18 protein-coding genes are annotated in these 20,602 nt (G+C 72.6%); 10 read left to right on the top strand and 8 right to left on the bottom strand.

The window, feature by feature from the left end; all coding sequences use genetic code 11:
• The first annotated feature begins 131 nt into the window (after nt 1-131).
• Nucleotides 132-1,067, top strand: a complete 936-nt coding sequence (locus tag ACZ55U_RS10270) for an ADP-ribosylglycohydrolase family protein (protein ID WP_465524484.1) — start codon at nt 132-134, stop codon at nt 1,065-1,067.
• Nucleotides 1,068-1,140: 73 nt separating this feature from the next.
• Here ACZ55U_RS10270 and ACZ55U_RS10265 read toward each other — a convergent pair whose 3' ends face one another.
• Complete coding sequence (locus ACZ55U_RS10265; RefSeq protein WP_465524482.1) at nt 1,141-1,407, bottom strand: GlsB/YeaQ/YmgE family stress response membrane protein; 267 nt, start codon at nt 1,405-1,407, stop codon at nt 1,141-1,143.
• Between the two features lie 206 nt (nt 1,408-1,613).
• Entirely contained in the window at nt 1,614-1,880 is a 267-nt protein-coding gene (locus ACZ55U_RS10260) for a GlsB/YeaQ/YmgE family stress response membrane protein (RefSeq protein WP_380731190.1), read from the bottom strand.
• Between the two features lie 239 nt (nt 1,881-2,119).
• Here ACZ55U_RS10260 and ACZ55U_RS10255 point away from each other — a divergent pair, with 239 nt between their 5' ends.
• The gene (locus ACZ55U_RS10255) at nt 2,120-3,364 is read left to right on the top strand and encodes a glycosyltransferase (protein WP_465524480.1); all 1,245 of its coding nucleotides are present in this window, start codon (nt 2,120-2,122) and stop codon (nt 3,362-3,364) included.
• Between the two features lie 79 nt (nt 3,365-3,443).
• Here ACZ55U_RS10255 and ACZ55U_RS10250 read toward each other — a convergent pair whose 3' ends face one another.
• The 4 genes from ACZ55U_RS10250 to ACZ55U_RS10235 form a co-directional block, all read right to left on the bottom strand.
• On the bottom strand, nt 3,444-5,033 hold the full coding sequence (locus ACZ55U_RS10250; protein ID WP_465524478.1) for an NCS1 family nucleobase:cation symporter-1: 1,590 nt from the start codon (nt 5,031-5,033) through the stop codon (nt 3,444-3,446).
• Nucleotides 5,034-5,279: 246 nt separating this feature from the next.
• On the bottom strand, nt 5,280-6,293 hold the full coding sequence (locus ACZ55U_RS10245) for a TIGR03842 family LLM class F420-dependent oxidoreductase (RefSeq protein ID WP_465524476.1): 1,014 nt from the start codon (nt 6,291-6,293) through the stop codon (nt 5,280-5,282).
• A 54-nt stretch (nt 6,294-6,347) separates the two neighbouring features.
• A complete protein-coding gene (gene hydA / locus ACZ55U_RS10240; protein ID WP_465524474.1) occupies nt 6,348-7,778 on the bottom strand; it encodes a dihydropyrimidinase in 1,431 nt (476 codons plus the stop codon).
• An 11-nt stretch (nt 7,779-7,789) separates the two neighbouring features.
• The gene (locus ACZ55U_RS10235; protein WP_465524472.1) at nt 7,790-8,632 is read right to left on the bottom strand and encodes a nitrilase-related carbon-nitrogen hydrolase; all 843 of its coding nucleotides are present in this window, start codon (nt 8,630-8,632) and stop codon (nt 7,790-7,792) included.
• A 648-nt stretch (nt 8,633-9,280) separates the two neighbouring features.
• Here ACZ55U_RS10235 and ACZ55U_RS10230 point away from each other — a divergent pair.
• The 8 genes from ACZ55U_RS10230 (at nt 9,281) to ACZ55U_RS10195 (ending at nt 17,830) form a co-directional block, all read left to right on the top strand.
• Complete coding sequence (locus ACZ55U_RS10230; protein ID WP_465524470.1) at nt 9,281-10,096, top strand: cysteine dioxygenase; 816 nt, start codon at nt 9,281-9,283, stop codon at nt 10,094-10,096.
• The gene (locus ACZ55U_RS10225; RefSeq protein WP_465524468.1) at nt 10,090-10,476 is read left to right on the top strand and encodes a rhodanese-like domain-containing protein; all 387 of its coding nucleotides are present in this window, start codon (nt 10,090-10,092) and stop codon (nt 10,474-10,476) included. Before ACZ55U_RS10230 ends, ACZ55U_RS10225 begins: the two co-directional genes overlap by 7 nt.
• A gap of 259 nt (nt 10,477-10,735) precedes the next feature.
• Entirely contained in the window at nt 10,736-11,947 is a 1,212-nt protein-coding gene (locus ACZ55U_RS10220) for an ABC transporter ATP-binding protein (protein WP_465524466.1), read from the top strand.
• Entirely contained in the window at nt 11,937-12,605 is a 669-nt protein-coding gene (locus ACZ55U_RS10215; protein ID WP_465524464.1) for an ABC transporter permease, read from the top strand. Before ACZ55U_RS10220 ends, ACZ55U_RS10215 begins: the two co-directional genes overlap by 11 nt.
• Nucleotides 12,602-13,279, top strand: coding sequence for an ABC transporter permease (locus ACZ55U_RS10210; RefSeq protein ID WP_465524462.1), 678 nt, complete (start codon nt 12,602-12,604; stop codon nt 13,277-13,279). The genes ACZ55U_RS10215 and ACZ55U_RS10210 overlap by 4 nt, the downstream gene beginning before the upstream one ends.
• Before the next feature lie 53 nt (nt 13,280-13,332).
• A complete protein-coding gene (locus ACZ55U_RS10205) occupies nt 13,333-14,262 on the top strand; it encodes an ABC transporter substrate-binding protein (protein WP_465524460.1) in 930 nt (309 codons plus the stop codon).
• Nucleotides 14,263-14,543: 281 nt separating this feature from the next.
• Nucleotides 14,544-15,119 carry a hypothetical protein gene (locus tag ACZ55U_RS10200; RefSeq protein ID WP_465524458.1) on the top strand — a complete coding sequence of 192 codons (576 nt, stop codon included), beginning with the start codon at nt 14,544-14,546 and terminating at the stop codon, nt 15,117-15,119.
• Nucleotides 15,120-15,775: 656 nt separating this feature from the next.
• Nucleotides 15,776-17,830, top strand: a complete 2,055-nt coding sequence (locus ACZ55U_RS10195) for a glycosyl hydrolase family 18 protein (RefSeq protein ID WP_465524456.1) — start codon at nt 15,776-15,778, stop codon at nt 17,828-17,830.
• Between the two features lie 157 nt (nt 17,831-17,987).
• On the opposite strand, the gene ACZ55U_RS10190 is transcribed toward ACZ55U_RS10195, so the two are convergent.
• Both ACZ55U_RS10190 and ACZ55U_RS10185 read right to left on the bottom strand, forming a co-directional pair.
• The gene (locus tag ACZ55U_RS10190; protein WP_465524454.1) at nt 17,988-19,334 is read right to left on the bottom strand and encodes a multidrug effflux MFS transporter; all 1,347 of its coding nucleotides are present in this window, start codon (nt 19,332-19,334) and stop codon (nt 17,988-17,990) included.
• A gap of 371 nt (nt 19,335-19,705) precedes the next feature.
• Complete coding sequence (locus tag ACZ55U_RS10185; protein WP_465524452.1) at nt 19,706-20,188, bottom strand: hypothetical protein; 483 nt, start codon at nt 20,186-20,188, stop codon at nt 19,706-19,708.
• Nucleotides 20,189-20,602 lie beyond the last annotated feature (414 nt).

Here is a 20,602-nt window from a genome sequence, read left to right as displayed (position 1 = left end):
GGGTGGTGCTCCCCCCCCCCCCCCCCCCCCCCCCTTCCCCCCCTACCACCCCCCCCCCCCCCCCCCCCCCCCCCCCCCCCCCCCCCGCCCGGCAGACTGCCGCGCACAGTCGATCTCACCCGGAGGATGACATGCATGCGGCCGGTCCCGTCCTGGACAGCCTGGAGGGGCTCGCTCTGGGCGACGCCTTCGGCGACCGCTGGTTCTCGGTCCCGCTCGACGAGGCACCCACGGCGCTGGCCTCCCGCCTGGCCCGGCCCGCGCCCTGGCGATGGACCGACGACACCGCCATGGCGCTCGTGCTGGTCCGCCACTTGCTCGACTTCGGCGAGGTCCGACCGGACGCGCTCGCCCGGCAGTTCGCCGACGAGTATGCCCGTGAGCACCAGCGCAAGTACGGCCCGTCGATGCGCCGGGTACTGCCCGCAATCGGCGCCGACGGGGACTGGCGCGCCATCACCGCGAGTCAGTTCGAGGGCCAGGGCTCGCACGGGAACGGCGCCGCCATGCGGGTCGCTCCGCTGGGGGCCTGGTTCGCCGATGACCTCGACGCGGTGGCCCGGCAGGCCGAACTCCAGGCACGCGTCACGCACTTCCATCCGGAGGCGGTGGCCGGCGCGGTGGCGGTCGCGCTCGCGGCGGCGCTGGCCGCCCGAAGCCGGGGCGGGAACCCGCCCGGACGGCCCGAGTTGCTGGCCGAGGTCGCCGACCGGCTGCCGGACGGCGAGGTTCGCTCCGGGCTGCGGATCGCCTGCCGGTTTCCCGAGCACACCAGCGTCCGCCATGCCGCCGACGTGCTCGGCTCCGGGGCGATGATCTCCGCCCAGGACACCGTGCCGTTCGCCCTCTGGTCCGCCGCCGGTCACCTGGACTCGCTCCCGGAGGCCATCTGGCACACCCTGGAAGGCTGGGGCGACAGGGACACCACCTGCGCCATCGCCGCCGGTGTGGTCGCCGCCCGGACCGGGCTCGCAGGCGTCCCGGCCGGTTGGCTCGCCGCGCGCGAGCGGCTGCCGGACTGGGTCGGCGGGATGGTCCATGCCCGCTTCCGCCGGCTGACGGCCTGACGGCCTGACGGCCTGGGACGCCCGGCGATCGGCGCCACCGCCGCCCGATACCCGATCGGCTCGATCGGCTCGATCAGCGCCGGGCGACGAAGCGGAGCACGCGGTAGGCGAACAGCAGGACCACCGCACCGCCGATCGCCGACACCCAGGTCGTCACGTCGAGGAGACGCGGCCGGACCGCCCCGTGCATCCAGTGCGAGACGATCCAGGTGCCGACGTAGGAGCCGGTGATGCCGATCAGGGTGCTCCCGATCGGACCGCGCTCACCCCGCCCCGGCATCGCCATCCTGGCCAGCGTCCCCGCCACCAGGCCCAGCACGATCCACTCCATCCAGCTCATCCGCCGCCCCTCGCGTCATCGGTGTGACGAACCCGGTCGGCACCGAGGGCCGACCGGAAGGATGCCCCAAGGCCCCGGTCGTCTCCGGTGACCGCGAGGACAGGCTGGAACCAGCCGTCCGGCGTCCGCCGCTCCCGGCGGCGGACGCCTCCACCGAACTCCTCCGCCCATACTCCCGATCGTCGGGAGTGCGGGCAACCCACCTCTCAGCTGCGCGAGTTGCCGAACAGCAGCCGGTAGACGATCAGCAGCACCAGGGAGCCGCCGATCGCGGACACCCAGGTCGCCGCGTCGAAGAAGTGCGCGGTGACCGAGCGGTGCATGAAGTGCGACGCGATCCAGCCGCCGACGAAGGACCCGGCGATGCCGATCAGAGTGGTCACGATCAGGCCGCCCGGGTCCTTCCCCGGCAGGAGCAGCTTGGCCAGCCCGCCTGCCAGCAGGCCCAGCACGATCCACGCGACGATGCCCATCCGCCATCCTTCCGTTCGAGGCGCGACGGGCCCCGTCCCGTCCGCTCTGCCCGCAAGGACGACCACCGCCGGCCGCCCGGTTCCGTCGCCGCCCGCCCGACGGCGTTCGAATCCTGCCGAGGCACGCGTGGCGGACGTGGCACACGGGACGGACGTGGCACGCGGGGCAACCGCGACGGCCGGGACGCCCCGGGTGCGGCGCCCTTCCCGGGAACCGTCCGCGCCGAAATACTGCGGCCATGCGCATCCTGATCGCCACCGCCGGTTCCCGGGGCGACGTGGCGCCCCTCACCGGGCTCGGCGTCCGCCTGCGGGCGGCCGGACATCGGGTGGCCCTCGCCACCCACGGCGTCTTCGCCGAGTCGGTCCGGGCCGCGGGGCTGGAGTTCCGTCCGCTGCCGGTCGACCCTCGCGCCGAACTCGCCTCGGCCGAAGGCCAACGCCTGCTACGGGCGGGCAACGGACCGCGCGGCCTTCTGCAACTCCTCATCCTGGCCCGGAGGTTCATGCCCGCGCTCGGCGAGGGCATCGCCGACGCCACGGCGCTCGGCGCCGACCTGCTGCTGACCAGCAACAGCACGGCCCCGCTCGGCCAGGTCGTCGCCGAGGCGGCCGGCATCCCCAGCATCGGGGTGTTCCTCCAACCCCTGGCGCCCACCCGGGAGTTCCCTCCCGCCGTCACCGGCATCCGCTCGTTCGGCGCGGTAGGCAACCTGCTGGCGGGGCACGCCACCCAGGCCTCGACCGACCGGCTGTTCGCCCCGGCCGTCCGGGGGCTGCGCCGCCGGCTCGGCCTGCCGCCGGCCGGCGTTGCCCGCCGTCGCCGCGACCACCCCGTCCTGCACGGCTTCTCGCCGCTGGTGGTGCCGCGCCCCGCCGACTGGCACCCCCGGCTGGAGGTGGCGGGCTACTGGTGGCCGCCGGCACAGCCCGGCTGGCAACCCCCGGCCCGGCTGCTCGACTTCCTCGCCGCCGGGCCACCGCCGGTCTTCGTCGGCTTCGGCAGCCTGGTCGTCCCCGACCCGGAGCGGCTCACCGCGACCGTCCTCACGGCGGCCCGCACCGCCGGGGTGCGGCTCCTCCTCCAGGCGGGCTGGAGCGAACTGGCCGCCGAGGACTCGGACACCGTCCTGACGATCGGCGACGCCCCGCACGAGTGGCTCTTTCCCCGTACGGCCGTCGTCGTCCACCACGCGGGTGCCGGCACCACGGCCGCCGCCCTCCGCTCCGGGACTCCTTCCGTCCCGGTGCCGGCCCAGCTCGACGCACCGTTCTGGGCCGCCCGGCTGGCCAGCCTCGGGGTCTCCCCCGGACCCGTCCCGCTGCGTTCCCTCACCGCCACCCGCCTCGCCGCCGCCCTCCGCCAGGCCCTCGACGACCCGGGCTACCGCACCCGCGCACACGCCGTCGCCGCCGCGCTGGCCGCCGAGGACGGCACGACCAAGGTCCTCGCCGCTATCGGGCGGATGGCGCCGAACGGCTGACGACGGGCAGATGACAGACGACGGCGAACAGATGACAGAAAACAGGTGACAGATAACAGATTTCGAAATCTGTCATCTGTCACCTGTTCGCCGCCCGAAGGCCCCCGCCCGTCAGCGCGTCCCCTCCCCCGCCGCACCCCCTCCCGAGAACCCCGGTCAGCCCCAGGTACACCACCGCCGCCGACACCAGCCCGACCGCCCAGCCGTAGTCGGCGAGCGGCCTGAGGAGGGGGATCAGGCCATCCACCGGGAACGGGCCCTGCCGCGCCCCGCCCGCGTCGACGGTCGAGTACGAGCCGCCGACGGCGAGCACGCCGCCCGCCACCAGCGCCACGACAGCCCGCCAGTTCCACCCGGCCGTGTACCAGTAGGCCCCGCCGGGCCGGTACAGCTCGGCGAGCCGGAGGCGGGTGCGCCGGAGCACCCAGTAGTCCGCGATCAGCACCCCGCCCACCGTGCCGAGCAGCCCGCCGACCACGCCCAACCAGGTGAAGATGTACACGTGCGGGTCGGAGATCAACCGCCACGGGAAGATCGCGATCCCGACCACCCCGGTGACCAGCGCGCCGGCGCGGAAGGTGACCAGACGGGGCAGCAGGTTGGCGAGGTCATAGGCCGGTGAGACGACGTTGGCCGCGATGTTGACCGACAGCGTCGCGACCAGCACGGTCAGCAGCGCGAACAGGATGCCGACCGGGTTCTCCATCTTGGCGGCCAACTGGATCGGATCCCACACCGGCACCCCGTAGACCGCTTCGGAGCCGGAGGTGACCAGCACCGACAGGAGCGCGAAGAGCGTCATCGTCGTCGGCAGGCCCAGCGCCTGCCCGCGGATCTGGGCACGCTGGCTACCGCCGAAGCGGGTGAAGTCGGGAATGTTCAGCGAGAGGGTGGACCAGAATCCGATCATGCCCATCAGCGCCGGGAAGAAGACCTTCCAGAAGCCGCTCCCCCACCCCAGCTTGGACGGCTGGTCGAGCAGCGGCCCGAACCCGCCCGCCTTGACGGTGATCCACACCAGCAGCGCGAGCGCACCGGCGATGACGAACGGCGCCGCCCAGTTCTCGAACCGTCGCAGCGCTTCCATCCCCCGCGCGATGACGGCCATCTCGATCAGCCAGAACAGCAGGAACGACAGCCACTGGGTCCACGGGTGGCCGCCGAACTCGCCTGCCGCGCGCCAGGATTCGCCCATCAGCTTGCCCGCCAGCAGGAAGATGCCCTCGCCGCCGATCCAGGTCTGGATGCCGAACCAGGCGCAGGCCACCGCCGCCCGCAACAGGGCGGGCAGGTTGGCGCCGCGCAGCCCGAAGGAGGCGCGGGCGAAGACCGGGAACGGGATGCCGTACTTGGTACCGGCGTGCCCGGTGAGCAGCATCGGCACCAGCACGATCAGGTTGGCGAGCGCGATGGTCAGCACCGCCTGCTTCCAGTCCATGCCGAGCGCGACCAGGCCCGAAGCCAGGGTCCAGGACGGGATGTTGTGGGCCATGCCGACCCAGAGTGCGAGGAAGTTGTACGTGGTCCAGGTGCGCCGCGCCAGGGGAACCGGCCGCAGGTCGTCGCTGGTGAAGCCGCTGGCCGGCAACCCCCCGGCGGCCCGGTCGAGTTCGACCCGGCCGTCGGGGCGCTGCGACTGTCTGCCGCCGTTGGTCTCGGTGTCGGGCATGGGCAACTCCCGTCCGCCGCGGGCGGGGCCACGGCTGGGCTCAGATGGGGGCCACGGGTGGGTTCACGGAGAGACTCACGGGCAGTTCACGATCGGCTGATTCCACACGGTGGTGCGCGGTGGGTGGTGCACGCTCTGCTCACAGGCCCGCTGCCGCGCCGGACAGCGGACCGGCCCCGGCCAGACAGCGGCCGGATGACGGTCCCGAACAGGCCGGGTCTCACATCCGGTGCCACAACCGGGGCGTCACAGCAGCGGGATGACGTCCGTCCCGTACGCGTCGACGGTGCTCTCGATGGCGTCGTGCATGGCGTAGACGGCGAACTGGTCGACGCCGAGCGAGCGGAGCTCCGCCAGCCGGGCCCGGTGCATCTCGGCCGGGCCGATCAGGCAGAAGCGGTCCACGATCCCGTCCGGGACGAAGGCGGTGTCGGGGTTCCCGGCCCGGCCGTGGTGGCTGTAGTCGTAGCCTTGGCGGCCCTTGATGTAGTCGGTGAGCGCCTCCGGTACCAGGTCGGAGTGCTCGCCGTAGTGGCCGACCAGGTCGGCCACGTGGTTGCCGACCATGCCGCCGAACCAGCGGCACTGCTCCCGGGCGTGGGCGAGCGCCTCGGGCGAGTCGTCGGCGGTGACGTAGGCGGGGGCGGCGACGCAGACGGTGACCGAGTCCGGGTCCCGGCCGGCCTCGACGGCGGCGTTGCGCACCGCTTTGACCATGAACTCGGTGAGGTAGGGGTCGGCCAACTGTAGGATGAAGCCATCTGCTTGACGTCCAGTCAGATTGAGCGCCTTCGGCCCGTATGCGCCCATCCAGATCGGCAGGGACGCGCCGGGCCGCACCCACGGCAGGCGCATCTCGGTGCCGTCCACCTCAGCGGTGCGGCCCTCGGCCAACTCCTTGATGGCATGCATGGCTTGGGAGAGCCGGGCGAGGGTGGCGGGGTGCCGGCCGGCGACCCGCATGGCGGAGTCGCCGCGGCCGATGCCGCAGACGGTCCGGTTGCCGTACATGTCGTTGAGCGTGGCGAACGTGGAGGCGGTCACCTCCCAGGTGCGGGTGGAGGGGTTGGTGACCATCGGGCCGACGGTCAGCCGCTCGGTCTCGGCGAGGATCCGGCTGTGGATGACGAAGGGCTCCTGCCACAGCACACAGGAGTCGAAGGTCCAGCCGTGGCTGAACCCGGCCCGCTCGGCGCGGATCATCCGGTCGATGAGCAGTCGGGCGGGCGGGTCGGTCTGCAGGACGAGTCCGATGTCCATGAGGGGCTCCAGGCAGGGGGATCGGGCCGACGGATCGCGGAGGGGCGGGGGGGCTCAGACCAGGTACTGGCAGGTATCCCGGCGCAGGAAGGTGCCGTGGCCGGCCCGCCCCAGCCAGTCGCCGTCGTCCAGCACGACGGTGCCGCGCGACATCACCGTCCGTGCCCGGCCGGTGAGTCGGCGGCCCTCGTAGGCCGAGTAGTCCACGTTCATGTGGTGGGTCGCGGCGGAGACGGTCTGCACCGCGGTGGGGTCGTAGACCACCAGGTCGGCATCGGCGCCCGGGGCGATGGTCCCCTTGCGCGGGTGCAGGCCGAACATCCGGGCCGGGGTGGTGCAGGCGATCTCGATCCAGCGGCGCCGGCTGATGTGCCCGTCCACGACGGCCTGGTGAAGCAGGTCCATCCGGTTCTCGACGCCCGGCAGGCCGTTGGGGATCTTCGAGAAGTCGCCCCGGCCCAGTTCCTTCTGACCGGCGAAGCAGAACGGGCAGTGGTCGGTGGAGACCACCTGGAGGTCGTTGGTGCGCAGCCCGCGCCAGAGCGCCTCCTGGTGCTCGCGCGGCCGCAGCGGCGTGCTGCACACGTACTTGGCGCCCTCGAAGCCGTCGGCGCCCTCCTCGGCGAGGTTGTCGGTGGAGAGGAAGAGGTACTGGGGGCAGGTCTCGCCGAAGACGTTGAGGCCGTCGTCCCGCGCCCGGGTGAGTTCGGCGAGCGCGGCGGCGGCCGAGACGTGCACCACGTAGAGCGGGCTGCCGGCCACCTGGGCCAGCTTGATCGCCCGGTGGGTGGCCTCGGCCTCCAGCAGTTCGCGGCGCACCTCGCCGTGGTGGCGGGGGGCGGTCTTCCCGGCGGCGAGCGCCTGTTCGACCAGGACGTCGATGGCGATGCCGTTCTCCGCGTGCATCATGATCAGCCCGCCGTTGACGGCGCCGCGCTGCATGGCGCGCAGGATGCGGCCGTCGTCGCTGTAGAAGACGCCGGGGTAGGCCATGAACAGCTTGAAGGAGGTGGACTCCCCGGAGTCCACGAGGGCGTCCATCTCCTTCAGCACGGCGTCGTTGACGTCGGAGACGATGGTGTGGAACGCGTAGTCGACGGCGCAGTTGCCCTCGGCCTTGGCGTGCCAGGCGTCCAGGCCCTCGCGCAGCGAACCGCCGATCGGCTGGACGGCGAAGTCCACGATGGTGGTGGTACCGCCCCAGGCGGCCGCGCGGGTGCCGGTCTCGAAGGTGTCGGAGGCCGAGGTGCCGCCGAACGGCAGCTCCATGTGGGTGTGGGCGTCGACGCCGCCCGGGATGACGTAGTGGCCGGTGGCGTCGATGACGGCGTCGGCGGTCCAGGCCTCGGCGGCGGAGCTGCCCGTGGCGGCGAGGGCGGCGACGCGCTCGCCCTCGATCAGGACGTCGGCGTGGAGTTCCTCGGTGGCCGTGATGACGAGGCCGCCGCGGACGACGGTGCGCCGGTGCGGGTCGCGGGTGGTCATCGCGCCTCCCCTCACGCCTCGGCGAGCGGTCCGTAGGCGTCGGGCCGGCGGTCCCGGTAGAACGCCCACTGCCGGCGGACCTGTTCGATCAACCCGAGGTCGAGGTCGCGGACGACGAGTTCCTCCTCCTTGTCGGAGGCGACGTCGCCGACGAACTGTCCGCGCGGGTCCACGAAGTAGGAGGTGCCGTAGAAGTCGTTGTCGCCGTACTCCTCGGTGCCGACGCGGTTGATCGCGGCGACGAAGTACTCGTTGGCGACGGCCGCGGCGGGCTGTTCGAGCTGCCAGAGGTAGCCGGACAGGCCGCGGCTGGTGGCGGAGGGGTTGTAGACGATCTGCGCGCCGGCCAGGCCCAGCGCGCGCCAGCCCTCGGGGAAGTGGCGGTCGTAGCAGATGTACACGCCGACCTTGCCGACGGCGGTGTCGAACACCGGCCAGCCGAGGTTGCCGGGCTTGAAGTAGTACTTCTCCCAGAAGCCCTTGACCTGCGGGATGTGGTGCTTGCGGTACTTGCCGAGGTAGCCGCCGTCCGCGTCGATCACGGCGGCGGTGTTGTAGTAGACGCCGGTCTGCTCCTCCTCGTAGACCGGGACGACCATCACCATCCCCAGTTCGCGGGCGAGGTCCCGCATCCGGCTCACGGTCGGGCCGTCCGGGACGGCCTCGGCCCAGCGGTAGTGCTCGGCCTCCTGCACCTGACAGAAGTACGGGGAGTTGAAGACCTCCTGGAAGCCGATGATCCGCGCGCCCTGGGCGGCGGCCTCACGGGCGTAGCGCTCGTGGAGGGCGATCATGCTCTCCTGGTCACCGGTCCAGCGGGTCTGGACGAGCGCGGCACGGACGATCTGCGACATGGGTACCTCCGCAACTCCGCGGTCCGGCCGTGCGGTCGGCCCGCGGTCGAGGGTTGACGGGGCGGGTCTCACCGGCGGGTCCCACGCGGGGAACCACAGGATCTACGTGCGTAGAAAGCGATCCCTAGACCGTAGGCCCGGCCTCGGTGGCCTGACAATACGTTGGTGCGAACGCGTCCGGGGCGATCTCGTCGCGCGGACACGCGGGCGGTCGCGGGTGCGATGAAAGGCTGATCTACCCCGCGAGTCCCCTTCTTACTCGTTCGAGTGAAAACGGGCAGTCTCGATGGCGGCGGCGGAACGGGCCGCCCGGGCCGTCGGCCACCGCCGCCCCGGTTTGACTTCGCCAGGTTCGCTCGGGAAAGATCCGGCGCATGGAATCCGGCACCGTTCTGGTCTGCCGCCTGCACGTCGATCTGCGACGCCAGGCGAGTTCCATCTGTGCCTGTTGATCTTGCCCTTCCCCGCCGGTCCCGCCCTGTGACGTCTGCCAGGGCCCGCGCCGCGCACCCGCACCCACAGTCCTGACTCCCGCCCCGTCCCGGCGCACCCGTGCGTGCCTGGCCGTTCCACCGGCCCGCGCCCGCCCACCGCCGTCGGACGCCGGGCACCTTCCCCGACGTTCCCGCCGCACCCGAGGACGCCCTCATGAGCCTGAGCCCGAGTCCGAGCATCAGCCCCGCCGCCCGGCCGACCCCCGGCCCCGACACCACGCCGGGCAGCACGCCGGGCACCACCGCCTTCGCCACGGCCGACGCCACGAACGGCGTCACGACCGATGCCGGGGACGGCGTCACGGCCGCCGCCACCACCGACCCCACGAAGGACCCTGCGAAGCACCCCACGGACGGCGTCCCGAACGGCGTCCCGTCCGGCGCCGCGCCCGGGAGCCCGACGGGCACCCCCGAACCACCACCCACGCCGTCCACCGGGGACGCCGGCGAAGCCGGGGACACCGGGGAAACCGGCGAAACCGGGCACGCCGGAAGTGGCCCCGGGGACACCCGCGCACCGCTCACCCCCAGCACCCTGCGGACCATCGTCCGCGAGCTGGCCGAGCGGCCCGAGGAGTGGATCCACCACGTCCGCCTCTCCACCGACGAGCGCTGGTACCGGCGCCTGGCCGCCGACGAGGACCACGAGGTGTGGCTGATCAGCTGGCTGCCCGGCCAGTCCACCGGTTTCCACGACCACGGCGGCTCGCGCGGCGCCTTCACCGTCGCCCTCGGCGAACTGGAGGAGCTGTCCCTCGGCGGCCCCGAGCAGGGCCTGCTGATCCGCCGGATCCCGGCCGGCACCGCCCGGGCCTTCGGCCCCGAGTACGTGCACGACGTGCGCAACACCGCCGTCGGCCCCGCCGTCACGCTCCACGCCTACTCACCGCCGCTGAGCTCGATGGCGCACTACGACCTGCGAGCCGGAGGGCTCGTCCGCACCTCGGAGGAAGGACCGGAACAGTGGTGACCACGATCGACGACCTGGTGGAGCGGGCCCGGGAGGGCGTCCACCGGCCGCGCGCCCGCGAGGCCTACCAGGCGCAGCTGGACGGCGCGCTGCTGGTGGACATCCGTCCGGCGGCGCAGCGGGCGGCCGAAGGGGAGATCCCCGGCTCGCTGATCATCGAACGCAACGTGCTGGAGTGGCGGCTCGATCCGACGGGCAGTCATCGGATCCCCGAGGCCTCGGGCTACGACATCGAGGTGATCGTGGTGTGCTCCGAGGGCTACGCCTCCAGCCTGGCCGCGGCCTCGCTGCGCGAGCTGGGGCTGCACCGGGCGACCGACCTGGACGGCGGCTTCGTCGGCTGGGCGGCCGCCGGCCTGCCGACCCGTCAGAGCGGCTGAGCGCCACCTGACGAAGTCCGCCCCGGACGTGCGCGCCGGACGGTAAATCAGAGACAGAGGATGATGTAGGTCATAGTCTGATCAGAGTTTCCGCCGGTCCGAAGCCGGGCAGCCACGCGGGCGGAAGAACGCCCGGACGATCGGGTCCGACCAGCACCACGACTACCCGCACCGGCGGTTCGTCGCCAGACCGCCGAGAACCGAACGACGACCGACCCAGGCGCCGCCTCCCCGGGGCGCCCTGACGAGGAAACTCCCTGTGATCAGATTCGACGGCGCCGGAAAGCGCCACCCCGACGGAACCATCGCCGTCGAGGGCCTGGACCTGGAGGTCCCGACCGGACGGATAACCGTCCTGGTCGGGCCGTCAGGCTGTGGGAAGACCACCCTGCTGCGCATGGTCAACCGGATGGTCGAGCCCACCTCGGGCCGGGTGCTGCTGGACGACGCGGACGTCGCGGAGCTGGAACCCGCCAAACTCCGCCGCGGCATCGGATACGTGATCCAGCAGGCAGGGCTCTTCCCGCACCGCAAGGTGATCGACAACATCGCCACCGTCCCCTACCTGCTCGGCTGGGACCGCAGGAAGGCCCGAGCCCGCGCCTCCGAACTGCTCGAACTGGTCGGGCTCGCACCGGAGACCGCCAAGCGGTACCCGTTCCAGCTGTCCGGCGGCCAGCAGCAGCGGGTCGGCGTGGCGCGCGCGCTCGCCGCCGATCCGCCGGTGCTGCTGATGGACGAACCGTTCAGCGCGGTCGACCCGGTGGTGCGGGCCGGGCTCCAGGAGGAGCTGCTGCGGCTCCAGTCCGAGCTGCACAAGACGGTGCTGTTCGTCACCCACGACATCGAGGAGGCCGTCCGGCTCGGCGACCAGGTGGTGGTGCTGCGCGAACACGGCCGGATCGCCCAGCTGGCCGATCCGCACACGCTGCTCACCACCCCCGCCGACGAGGGCGTCGCCGCCTTCCTCGGCCGTGACCGGGGCCTGCGCGGCCTCGGCCTGCGCCCGGCCACCGCCGTCGGACTCCGCCCGGTGTCCGGCGGACTCCGCTACGGCGGCTGGGAGTTGGCCCTGGACGACGAGCGCCGACCGATCGGCTGGATCGACCGCGACGCCGTCACCGCCGAGCTGCACCCGGCGGCGGGCTTCCACCCGGAGACCGACACGCTGCGCACCGCGCTGGACGCGGCGGTCCTCTCCCCCGCCGGCGTCGCGGTGGCGCTGGACGCCGACGGCCGGGCCACCGGCACCGCGAGCCGCGAGGCCGTCCTCGCCGCGCTCCGGCCCGACGCCTCCGGTTCAGCGAGCGCCTCCGGCTCACCGAGCACCTCCAGTTCAGCGAGCGCCTCCGGTTCAGCGAATGCCTCCGGTTCACCCGGCGCCGACGGTGCCGTCGGCATGGTCAAGCCCGATGCCGCGTCCGCCCCCGAGGCGCGGGAGCGGACGGACGGAGCCGACGGTGGACGATGAACCGATCGTCCGCTGGTACTGGATCGGCGAGCACATCGGCTACCTCGGCGACCTGCTCGCCGACCACGCCGTGATTGCCCTCCTCCCCGTCCTCATCGGCCTGCTGCTGGCCGTCCCGCTCGGCCTGGCCTGTGCCCGTTTCCCCCGGCTCTACCAGCCGCTGTCCGCGGTGTTCAACATCGTCTACGCGCTGCCCTCGCTGGCGGTGTTCGTGGTGCTGATCCCGTACACCGGCCTCGCCACCCAGGCGACCGTGATGATCCCGCTCACCTTCTACGCCCTGGCCGTGCTGCTGCCGACCACCGTGGACGGGCTGCGCGCCGTCCCGGACGCCGTCCGGCAGGCCGCCACCGCGATGGGGTACGGACCGTGGCACCGGCTGACCTCGGTCGAGCTGCCCGCCGCCGTGCCGTACCTGATCGCCGGTCTGCGCGTGGCGGCGGTGTCCAGCATCTCGCTGGCGAGCGTCGGCGCGCTGGTCGGGCGCGGCGGGCTCGGCTACCTGTTCATCGACGGCTTCCAGCGCACCTTCCCGACCCCGATCGTGGCCGGAATCGTGCTGATCGCCGTCCTGGCGCTGGCCGTCGACCTGCTGCTGGTGGCCGCCCGGCGGCTGCTCGCGCCCTGGGCCGTCCGGGAGAAGGGAGCGGGCTCGTGAACTGGCTGAACTGGCTGAGCGACTTCTTCACCGCCCCGGAACGCCTGAGCGGGCCGGACTCGATCGTCCACCGGATCTCCGAGCACCTGCTGTTCTCCGGCGAGGCCCTGCTCTTCGCGGCGCTGATCGCCGTCCCGCTCGGGCTGCTGATCGGCTACACCGGGCGCGGCGTCACCGTGGTGACCGCGTTCGCCGGCGCCGCCCGCGCCCTGCCCACGCTCGGTCTGGTGACGCTGGCGGTGCTGCTCGCCGGGGTCGGCGACACGGCCGTCCTGATCCCGCTGGTCGCGCTCGCCGCGCCGCCCCTGCTGGTGGCTGCCGTCGAGGGGGTGCGCGGTACCGACCCCGACGTCCGGGACGCCGCGCGCGGCATCGGGCTGACCCACCCGCAGGTGCTGTGGCAGGTCTGCCTGCCCTCGGCCGCGCCGACCCTGCTGGCGGGCTTCCGCACCGCGACCGTCCAGGTGATCGCGACCGCCACGGTGGCCGCCTACGTCGGTCTGGGCGGACTCGGCCGCTACGTGATCGACGGGCTGGCGACCCGCCAGTACGCCGTGACGGTGGGCGGCGCGCTGCTGGTGGTGCTGCTCGCGGTCGCCGCCCAGCTGTTGTTCGCCCTGCTCGCCCGGTTCGCGCTCCCGACCGGGGTCCGCGCCCAGCAGCGGGCCCATTGAGCCCCTCATCCCTCCCCTCCCACCCCGGAAGGACATCTGTCACCATGTCGACAATGAAGAGAAGCCGCCGTGCCGTCGTCCTCGGCACCCTCGCCGTGCTGGCCCTCGGCGCCACCGCCTGCGGCTCCTCCGGCGACAACCCGCTCGGCGGGGGTTCGAGCGCCTCCGCCTCCGCGGCAGGTTCCGGCGGTTCCGGGTCGACCGTGGTCGTCGGCTCGGCGAACTTCCCGGAGAACGTCCTGCTCGGCTCGATCTACTCGCAGGCGCTCAAGGCCAAGGGGGTCAAGGTCGAGGAGAAGTTCAACATCGGCAGCCGCGAGGTCCTCTACGGGCAGTTGCAGAGCGGCAACCTGACCGTCCTGCCGGAGTACAACGGCTCGCTGCTCGCCTACCTGGACGCCAAGACGACCGCCGTCACCACCCAGGACGTGAACGCGGCGCTCACCAAGACGCTGCCCGCCACGCTGGGCATCCTGGACTCCTCCCCCGCCGAGGACAAGGACTCGCTCAGCGTCACCCAGGAGACCGCCGACAAGTACAGCCTCAAGAGCATCGCCGACCTCGCGGCCAAGGCGGGCGAGCTCACCATAGGCGGGCCTCCGGAGTTCAAGAACCGCCGCGAGCAGCAGCTCAAGGACGTCTACGGGCTGACCTTCAAGGAGTGGAAGCCCACCGGCGACGCCACCGCGAACGCGCTCAAGGACGGCAGCATCCAGGTCGGCAACGTGTTCACCACCGACCCGAAGATCGTCCAGTACAAGCTCGTCCCGCTGGCCGACCCGAAGGACATCTTCGGCGCCCAGAACGTCACCCCGCTGGTCAACAAGGCGGGCGTGGACGCGACCGCGACGGCGGCGCTCAACGCGGTGTCGGCCAAGCTCGACACGGCCGGGCTGACGGCGCTGATGAAGCGGGTGTCGGTGGACAAGGAGGACCCGTCGACGGTCGCCAAGGACTGGCTGAAGTCCAACGGTCTCGGCTGACGGGCGCCGGTCGGCGGCTGCCGGTCGGCGGCTGTTGTTCGGCGGCTGATGTACGACAGCCGGTGGCTGGTGTTCGACGGCCGGTGTTCGACGGCCGGTGTTCGACAGCTGACGTCCGAACGGGCGGCAGTCGGGCCCGCGCCTCGGACCGGAGGGCCGAGGACCGTGAACGCGGCGGCCGGGAGGAGCTTCCTCCGGGCCGCCGCTCGCCGTCGCGGAGATCCTTCCGACCGCCGGAGGGACCTTCCCTTCCGCGCCGCGAACATGACAGTCTGGGCGCCATGCGCACTCGTCTCCTCGCCGCCACCCTCACGGCACTCGCCGCGGTGAGTCTCGCTGCCTGCTCCAGCTCCGGGGCCGGCTCGGACAAGGCCACCTCCGCGGCGGGCTCCCCCACCACCTCCGCCTCGGCCGCCACGCCCTCCGGCGACGCCACCGCGCCCGGTGCCACCACGCCCGCCGCGCCCGCGCCCGACCCCGGAGCCCCCACCGCCGACGGCGCCACCGGCGCGCCCGCCACCGACGCGGGCGCCTCGGGAGCCCCGGTGCCGGCCAAGCCCGCCCCTCCCGCCGACGCCGGACTGCCCACCAAGCCGGGCACCGACCTGACGGCCAAGCTGGTCGCCGCCCTGGACGCGATCGACCCGGCGATCGTCGGCGGCAAGCCCGACCAGGCGGTGGACCGGGCGCGCAACCAGTGCCAGTCGATCTACCAGTTCCCCAAGGACAAGCAGAAGTTGGTGGAGCTGGCCAACCAGCGCTTCACCTCCGCCGACCACCCGCAGGGCTTCGGCCCGGAGGCCGCCGCGAAGATCAACGAGGCCCTGCTCGCCACGCTCTGCCCGCCGTCACACTGATCCGCCCCGCCGATCCGGTCCTGCGGGACCGGTCCGCCGATCCGCCCCACTGATCCGCCGCGAGATGCCGCAGTGCCGACGCCCTCGTGCCACGGCACGGGATCCTGCGGCACGATGTCCTGCGGCACCATGGACCGCCCGGTGTCCTGAGCGCCGGGCCCGCCGTGGCCGCGCCCCTTCCGAGGGTGCGCGGCCACGGTCTTCTCGTTTCCGGAGCCGTTCACCCTCGCCCCCCCGCGACACCCTCGCCCCGCCCCGGCCCGACAGCCCGGACCGGCCGACACCCCGACCCGGCCGGACACCGATCATCCGCCCCCGCCCCCGCGCGGACCGTATGCTGACGAACTGTTAGGACTCTTGACAGACCAGTGGTCTAGTCCAAACATAAGCATGTCGATCCGACCGGGATGCACTGTGGGGGTGTGACCACCGGCGGCTGAGGCACTGCCCTGCCCTGCTCGCTCCACCCCCGCCCCGTACGGCACGCGCCCGCAACGCCGCCCGTGTCCGCGCGAGTCGGTGGGCCTTCGCACGCCCGTACTCCCGATATCCGACCCCCTCGGCCCGGGACCGCGCGGCCGACCCCACACGGCCGCCTCGCCCGGACCGACCGCACATCCCCAACGTCCTGCCCCACCACGTCTGTTGGAGAATCCATGCGCCTTCGCAGAGCAGTCCAGGCCGCGTTGACGGCCTGTGCCACGCTGGCCGCCTCGGCCGGCCTGGTCGCCGCCGGGACGGGCACCGCCCAGGCCGCCACCCCGATCCCCAGCCGGGTCTTCGCCCCCTACTTCGAGTCCTGGATCGGCCAGAGCCCGGCCCAGCTGTCCGCGCAGTCCGGTGCCAAGTACCTGACCATGGCGTTCCTCCAGACCGCCACCAAGGGCTCCTGCACCCCGCTGTGGAACGGCGACTCCTCGAAGCCGGTGTCCACCTCCACCTGGGGCGCCGACATCGCGACCATCCGTGCCAACGGCGGGGACGTGATCCCGTCCTTCGGCGGCTACACCGCCGACAACACCGGTACCGAGATCGCCGACAGCTGCACCGATGTCAACCAGATCGCGGCCGCTTTCGAGAACGTGATCACCACCTACGACGTCAGCCGGATCGACCTCGACATCGAGGACAACTCGCTGAACAACACCGCCGGGATCGACCGCCGCAACAAGGCGATCAAGATCACGCAGGACTGGGCCGCCGCCAACGGCCGCAACGTCCAGTTCTCCTACACGCTGCCCACCACCACCTCCGGGCTGGCCAGCAGCGGGCTCGCGGTGCTGAAGAACGCGGTCAGCAACAACGCGCGGATCGACGTCGTCAACATGATGACCTTCGACTACTACGACAACGCCACGCACGACATGGCGGCCGACACCCAGACCTCGGCGCAGGGCCTGTACAACCAGCTGGCCAAGCTCTACCCGTCCAAGACCCCCGCTCAGCTGTGGGCTTCGATCGGGATCATCGAGATGATCGGCATCGACGACTTCGGTCCGGCCGAGACCTTCACCCTGGCCAACGCCAACACGGTGTACAACTGGGCGGTGTCCAAGGGCATCAGCACGCTGTCCTTCTGGGCGCTCCAGCGCGACAACGGCGGCTGCGTCGGCAAGGCCGGCGACGACAACTGCTCGGGGATCAGCCAGAACACCTGGGACTTCAGCCACATCTTCGCGCCGTTCACCAGCGGCTCGACGGTGACCAACGACTTCTCGATCTCGGCCAGCCCCGCCTCCGCCACGGTCACCGCCGGTGCGTCCACCTCGGCGACCATCGCGACGGGCGTGACGGCGGGTTCGGCGCAGAGCGTCAACCTGACCGTCAGCGGAGCCCCGGCCGGCGTCACCGCCACCGTCACCCCCGGCAGCGTCACCGCCGGCAACAGCGCCACGCTGAACGTCAGCACCACCTCCTCGGTGGCGCCCGGGAGTTACCCGATCACCGTGACCGGCACGGCGGCCTCCGGCAGCCACACCAGCACCTTCACGCTGAACGTCACCGGCACCCAGCCCGGCAATGACTTCTCGGTCGCCGTGAACCCGAACTCCGGTACCGTCGCGGCCGGTTCGTCCGCCTCGGCCTCGATCGCGACCGCCGTCACCTCGGGTTCGGCGCAGAGCGTCAACCTGACCGTCAGCGGAGCCCCGGCCGGCGTCACCGCCACCGTCACCCCCGGCAGCGTCACCGCCGGCAACAGCGCCACGCTGAACATCGCCACCACGGCCGCCGCGGCCGCAGGCACCTACCCGCTGACCGTCACCGCGACCGGCGCCTCCGGCAGCCACACCGCGACCTACTCGCTGACCGTCACCGGGACCGGCCCGGCCACCGGCCTCGTCAACGGCGACCTGGAGAGCGGCAACCTGAGCCCGTGGACCTGCCAGAGCGGCGGCGCCGTGGTCTCCACCCCGGTCCACTCCGGCAGCCACGCGCTCCAGGCCGCGGCCACCGCGAGCCAGAGCGGCGAGTGCTCCCAGACCGTCACGCTGAAGCCCAACACCAGCTACACCCTGAGCGGTTGGGTGCAGGGCAACTACGCCTACGTCGGCGTCAGCGGCGGTGCCACCGCGAGCGCCTGGACCAGCTCCTCCGGCTGGACCAAGCTGTCCGTCCCCTTCACCACCGGCGCCAACGGCACCGTCACCGTGTACCTGCACGGCTGGTACGGCCAGGGCAACGTGTACGGGGATGACTTCTCCATCGCCTGAGTCCGCTTCGGGCGATGAATGACGAATGACGAATAACAGATGACAGCTGACAGATTTCAACATCTGTCAGCTGTCATCTGTTTTCTGTTCGCTGTTACTTGTTACCTGTTACTTGTTCGCTGTCACCTGTCCTCCGTCACCTGCCCCCCGCCGCCCGTCAGATCCCCGCCGCCCGCATGCGCTCGGGCCGGCACAGCGCCAGGTACGCGACGGTCGCCAGCACCCCGCAGACCAGGACCACCACCGCCAGGAGCACCGCCGACGGCTGCCCGCCGAGGCTGCTCAGCGGCGCGACCACGGCTCCGACCAGGAAGTTGCCCGTCCCCAGCAACGCCGACGCCGTGCCCGCCACCTTCGGCTCCACCAGGCTGAGCGCCTGGGCTGCGGTGTTCGGCAGGAGCACCCCGAGGCTGCCCATCATCACGAACAGCGGCGGGCAGAAGCCGGCCAGCCCGAAGTCCCAGACCGTCGTCAGCAGCACCAGCGCCGCCCCGGCGGCCACGGCCGCCGCCAGACTGCCCAGCATCAGCGCCCGCGGCGTGAAGCGCGGCGCCAGCAGCCGCCCGTTCACCTGGGTCATCACCACGATCGAGAACGAGTTCAGCCCGAACAGCAGACTGTAGGTCTGCGGCGAGACGTGGTACACGTGCTGGAGCACCGTCGACGACCCGCTGATGTACCCGAACAGCGTGCCGAAGGCGAGGGAGCTGGTCAGGGCCAGCCCCAGGAACGGCAGGTCGCGCAGCAGCCTCCCCATCGCCCGCAGGGCCTCGCCCACCCCACCGCGTTCCCGGGCCTCCGTCGGCAGCGTCTCGCGCAGCACGCCGAACGAGACCAGGGTGAGCAGCAGTCCGAGCGCCGTGAGCACGCCGAAGGTGCCGCGCCAGGAGGTGAACCGCATCAACTGCGCGCCGATGATCGGGGCGAGGATCGGCGCCAGCCCGGATATCAGGGCGATCGAGGCGAGGAAGCGCAGCAGCGCGACGCCCTGGAACCGGTCCCGGGAGACGGCTCGCCCGATCACCAGCCCGGCGGACCCGGCCGCGCCCTGGACGAAGCGGGCGGCGATCAGCACCGTCAAGTTCGGCGCGAACACGCACACCAGGCTGGAGAGGGTGTAGAGGACGAGCCCCACGAGCAGCGGCGGGCGGCGCCCGAAGCGGTCGCTGAGCGGTCCGAAGAGCAGTTGGCCGGCCGCCACCCCCAGCATGGAGAAGGTCAGGGTGAGCTGGACGGCGGCCGGCTCGGCGACCAGGTCGTCGGCGATCGCGGGCAGGCCGGGGAGGTAGAGGTCGGTGGTGAGGGGACCGAGCGCGGCGAGACCGCCGAGGGCGACGATCACCGCGAGGCCGGGGCCGGCCTTCCCGTCGGCGGGCGCGGCGAGGGGCGTGACGGCGGGCGCGGGGACGGGTGCGGCGGCGGGCGTGGTGGCAGGTGCCGCCGTGGCGGGTGCGGTCGCAGCGGTCGACGTGTCGTCGGTGGGGCCGACGGTCGGGCCGGGCATGGCTCTCCTTACGGACGGGGTGACGTGGGGTTCGTTCGCGCTCCGTCCTATCGCAGCCGGGCCCGGTTCCGACAGCGGGGGTACGTCCTGACCGGCCGCGGGGGCGCCTCCGGGGCGGTCGTCCGCCGCCCGGTCCGGGCCCGCGCACGACGGCGGCCCGCCCGCACCTCCCGGTGCCCGGCGGGCCGTTCGGTTCCCGATCAGGAGCCGGTCAGTGGTGCTCGGGAGAGGTCGGGTGCCGCCAGGGCCGACGGTCAGGCGGGCCGGCGCCCGGTCGGCGGGCCGAAGGCGCCCGGTCGGCGGGCCGAAGGCGCCCGGTCGGCGGGCCGAAGGCGCCCGGTCGGCGGGCCGAAGACGCCCGGCCGCCCGGCTCAGTGCTTGGCGACGTGCTCGGCGCGGAGCGCCGCCTGTAGCGCCGCTCCGTCCTGCCACGCGAAGAGCTGGTTACCGGTCAGCGCCACGTTGTAGTGCCCGCAGGTGCCGGTGGCCTTGCTCGCGACGCCCTCGGGGAACCAGCCGGCCTTGAGCGACTCCGGCACCGGGTGCGGGCCCTTGCCCGGCAGCCCGGCGGTGCAGCCGACGGGCAACCGGCCCTCGGGGAGGGTGGCGCGCAGCAGGCGGTCATCGCCCTTGGTGGACATCAGGTACTGCACCCCGGAGGCGTTGTCGGGCAGCCAGGCCGGCATCGAGCGGCGGTCGGCCTTGGCCTGGGTGCCGGTCTCGTAGGAGGCCTGCTCCTGGTGGCGCTCGTCGTACCAGTCGGACACCCGCGGGCCGATAGCCACGGCGGCCACGGCGACGGCCATGCCGGTGCCCGCGACTCCCAGCGCGACCTTGCTCACGATGCCCTTCATGTCCGACTGCCCTCTCCGTGTGATGGCCTGTGCGGCCGCTGTCCCTGTTCCCGTGCGACACGCCCTGCACTGCGCTGCCGCCGACCCGGCCGGCGCGGTCCGCCGCCCGGTGCAACCATCGTGGCCCGTACGGACCCGTCGGATCGTCACCACCAGGTCGCGATCCTGTCTCCGACCCACGGGGTAGCTTCTCCACCTTCAGACGTACGTCTTTCGGCAGAGGACCCTGAGACCCAGAGCCCCAGAGACCCTGAGGACCGCGGGTCGGTGCCGGCCGGGGCTCATGCCGTTCCGGCGCTCAGGCTGGCACGCCCGGCTCCAGCACGGCCCGAGCCCCGATCGAGCCTCGCTCAAGCCCGGCGTCGCCGCAGCCCGGTGTGCTGCACCTGGAGCATCCGCCCTCCCCCGCTCGGG

The sequence above is a fragment of the Kitasatospora sp. NPDC034533 genome (assembly GCF_055575155.1).
Note: the sequence above shows the minus strand (reverse complement) of the source record. Positions and strands in the feature narration are given on the sequence as shown.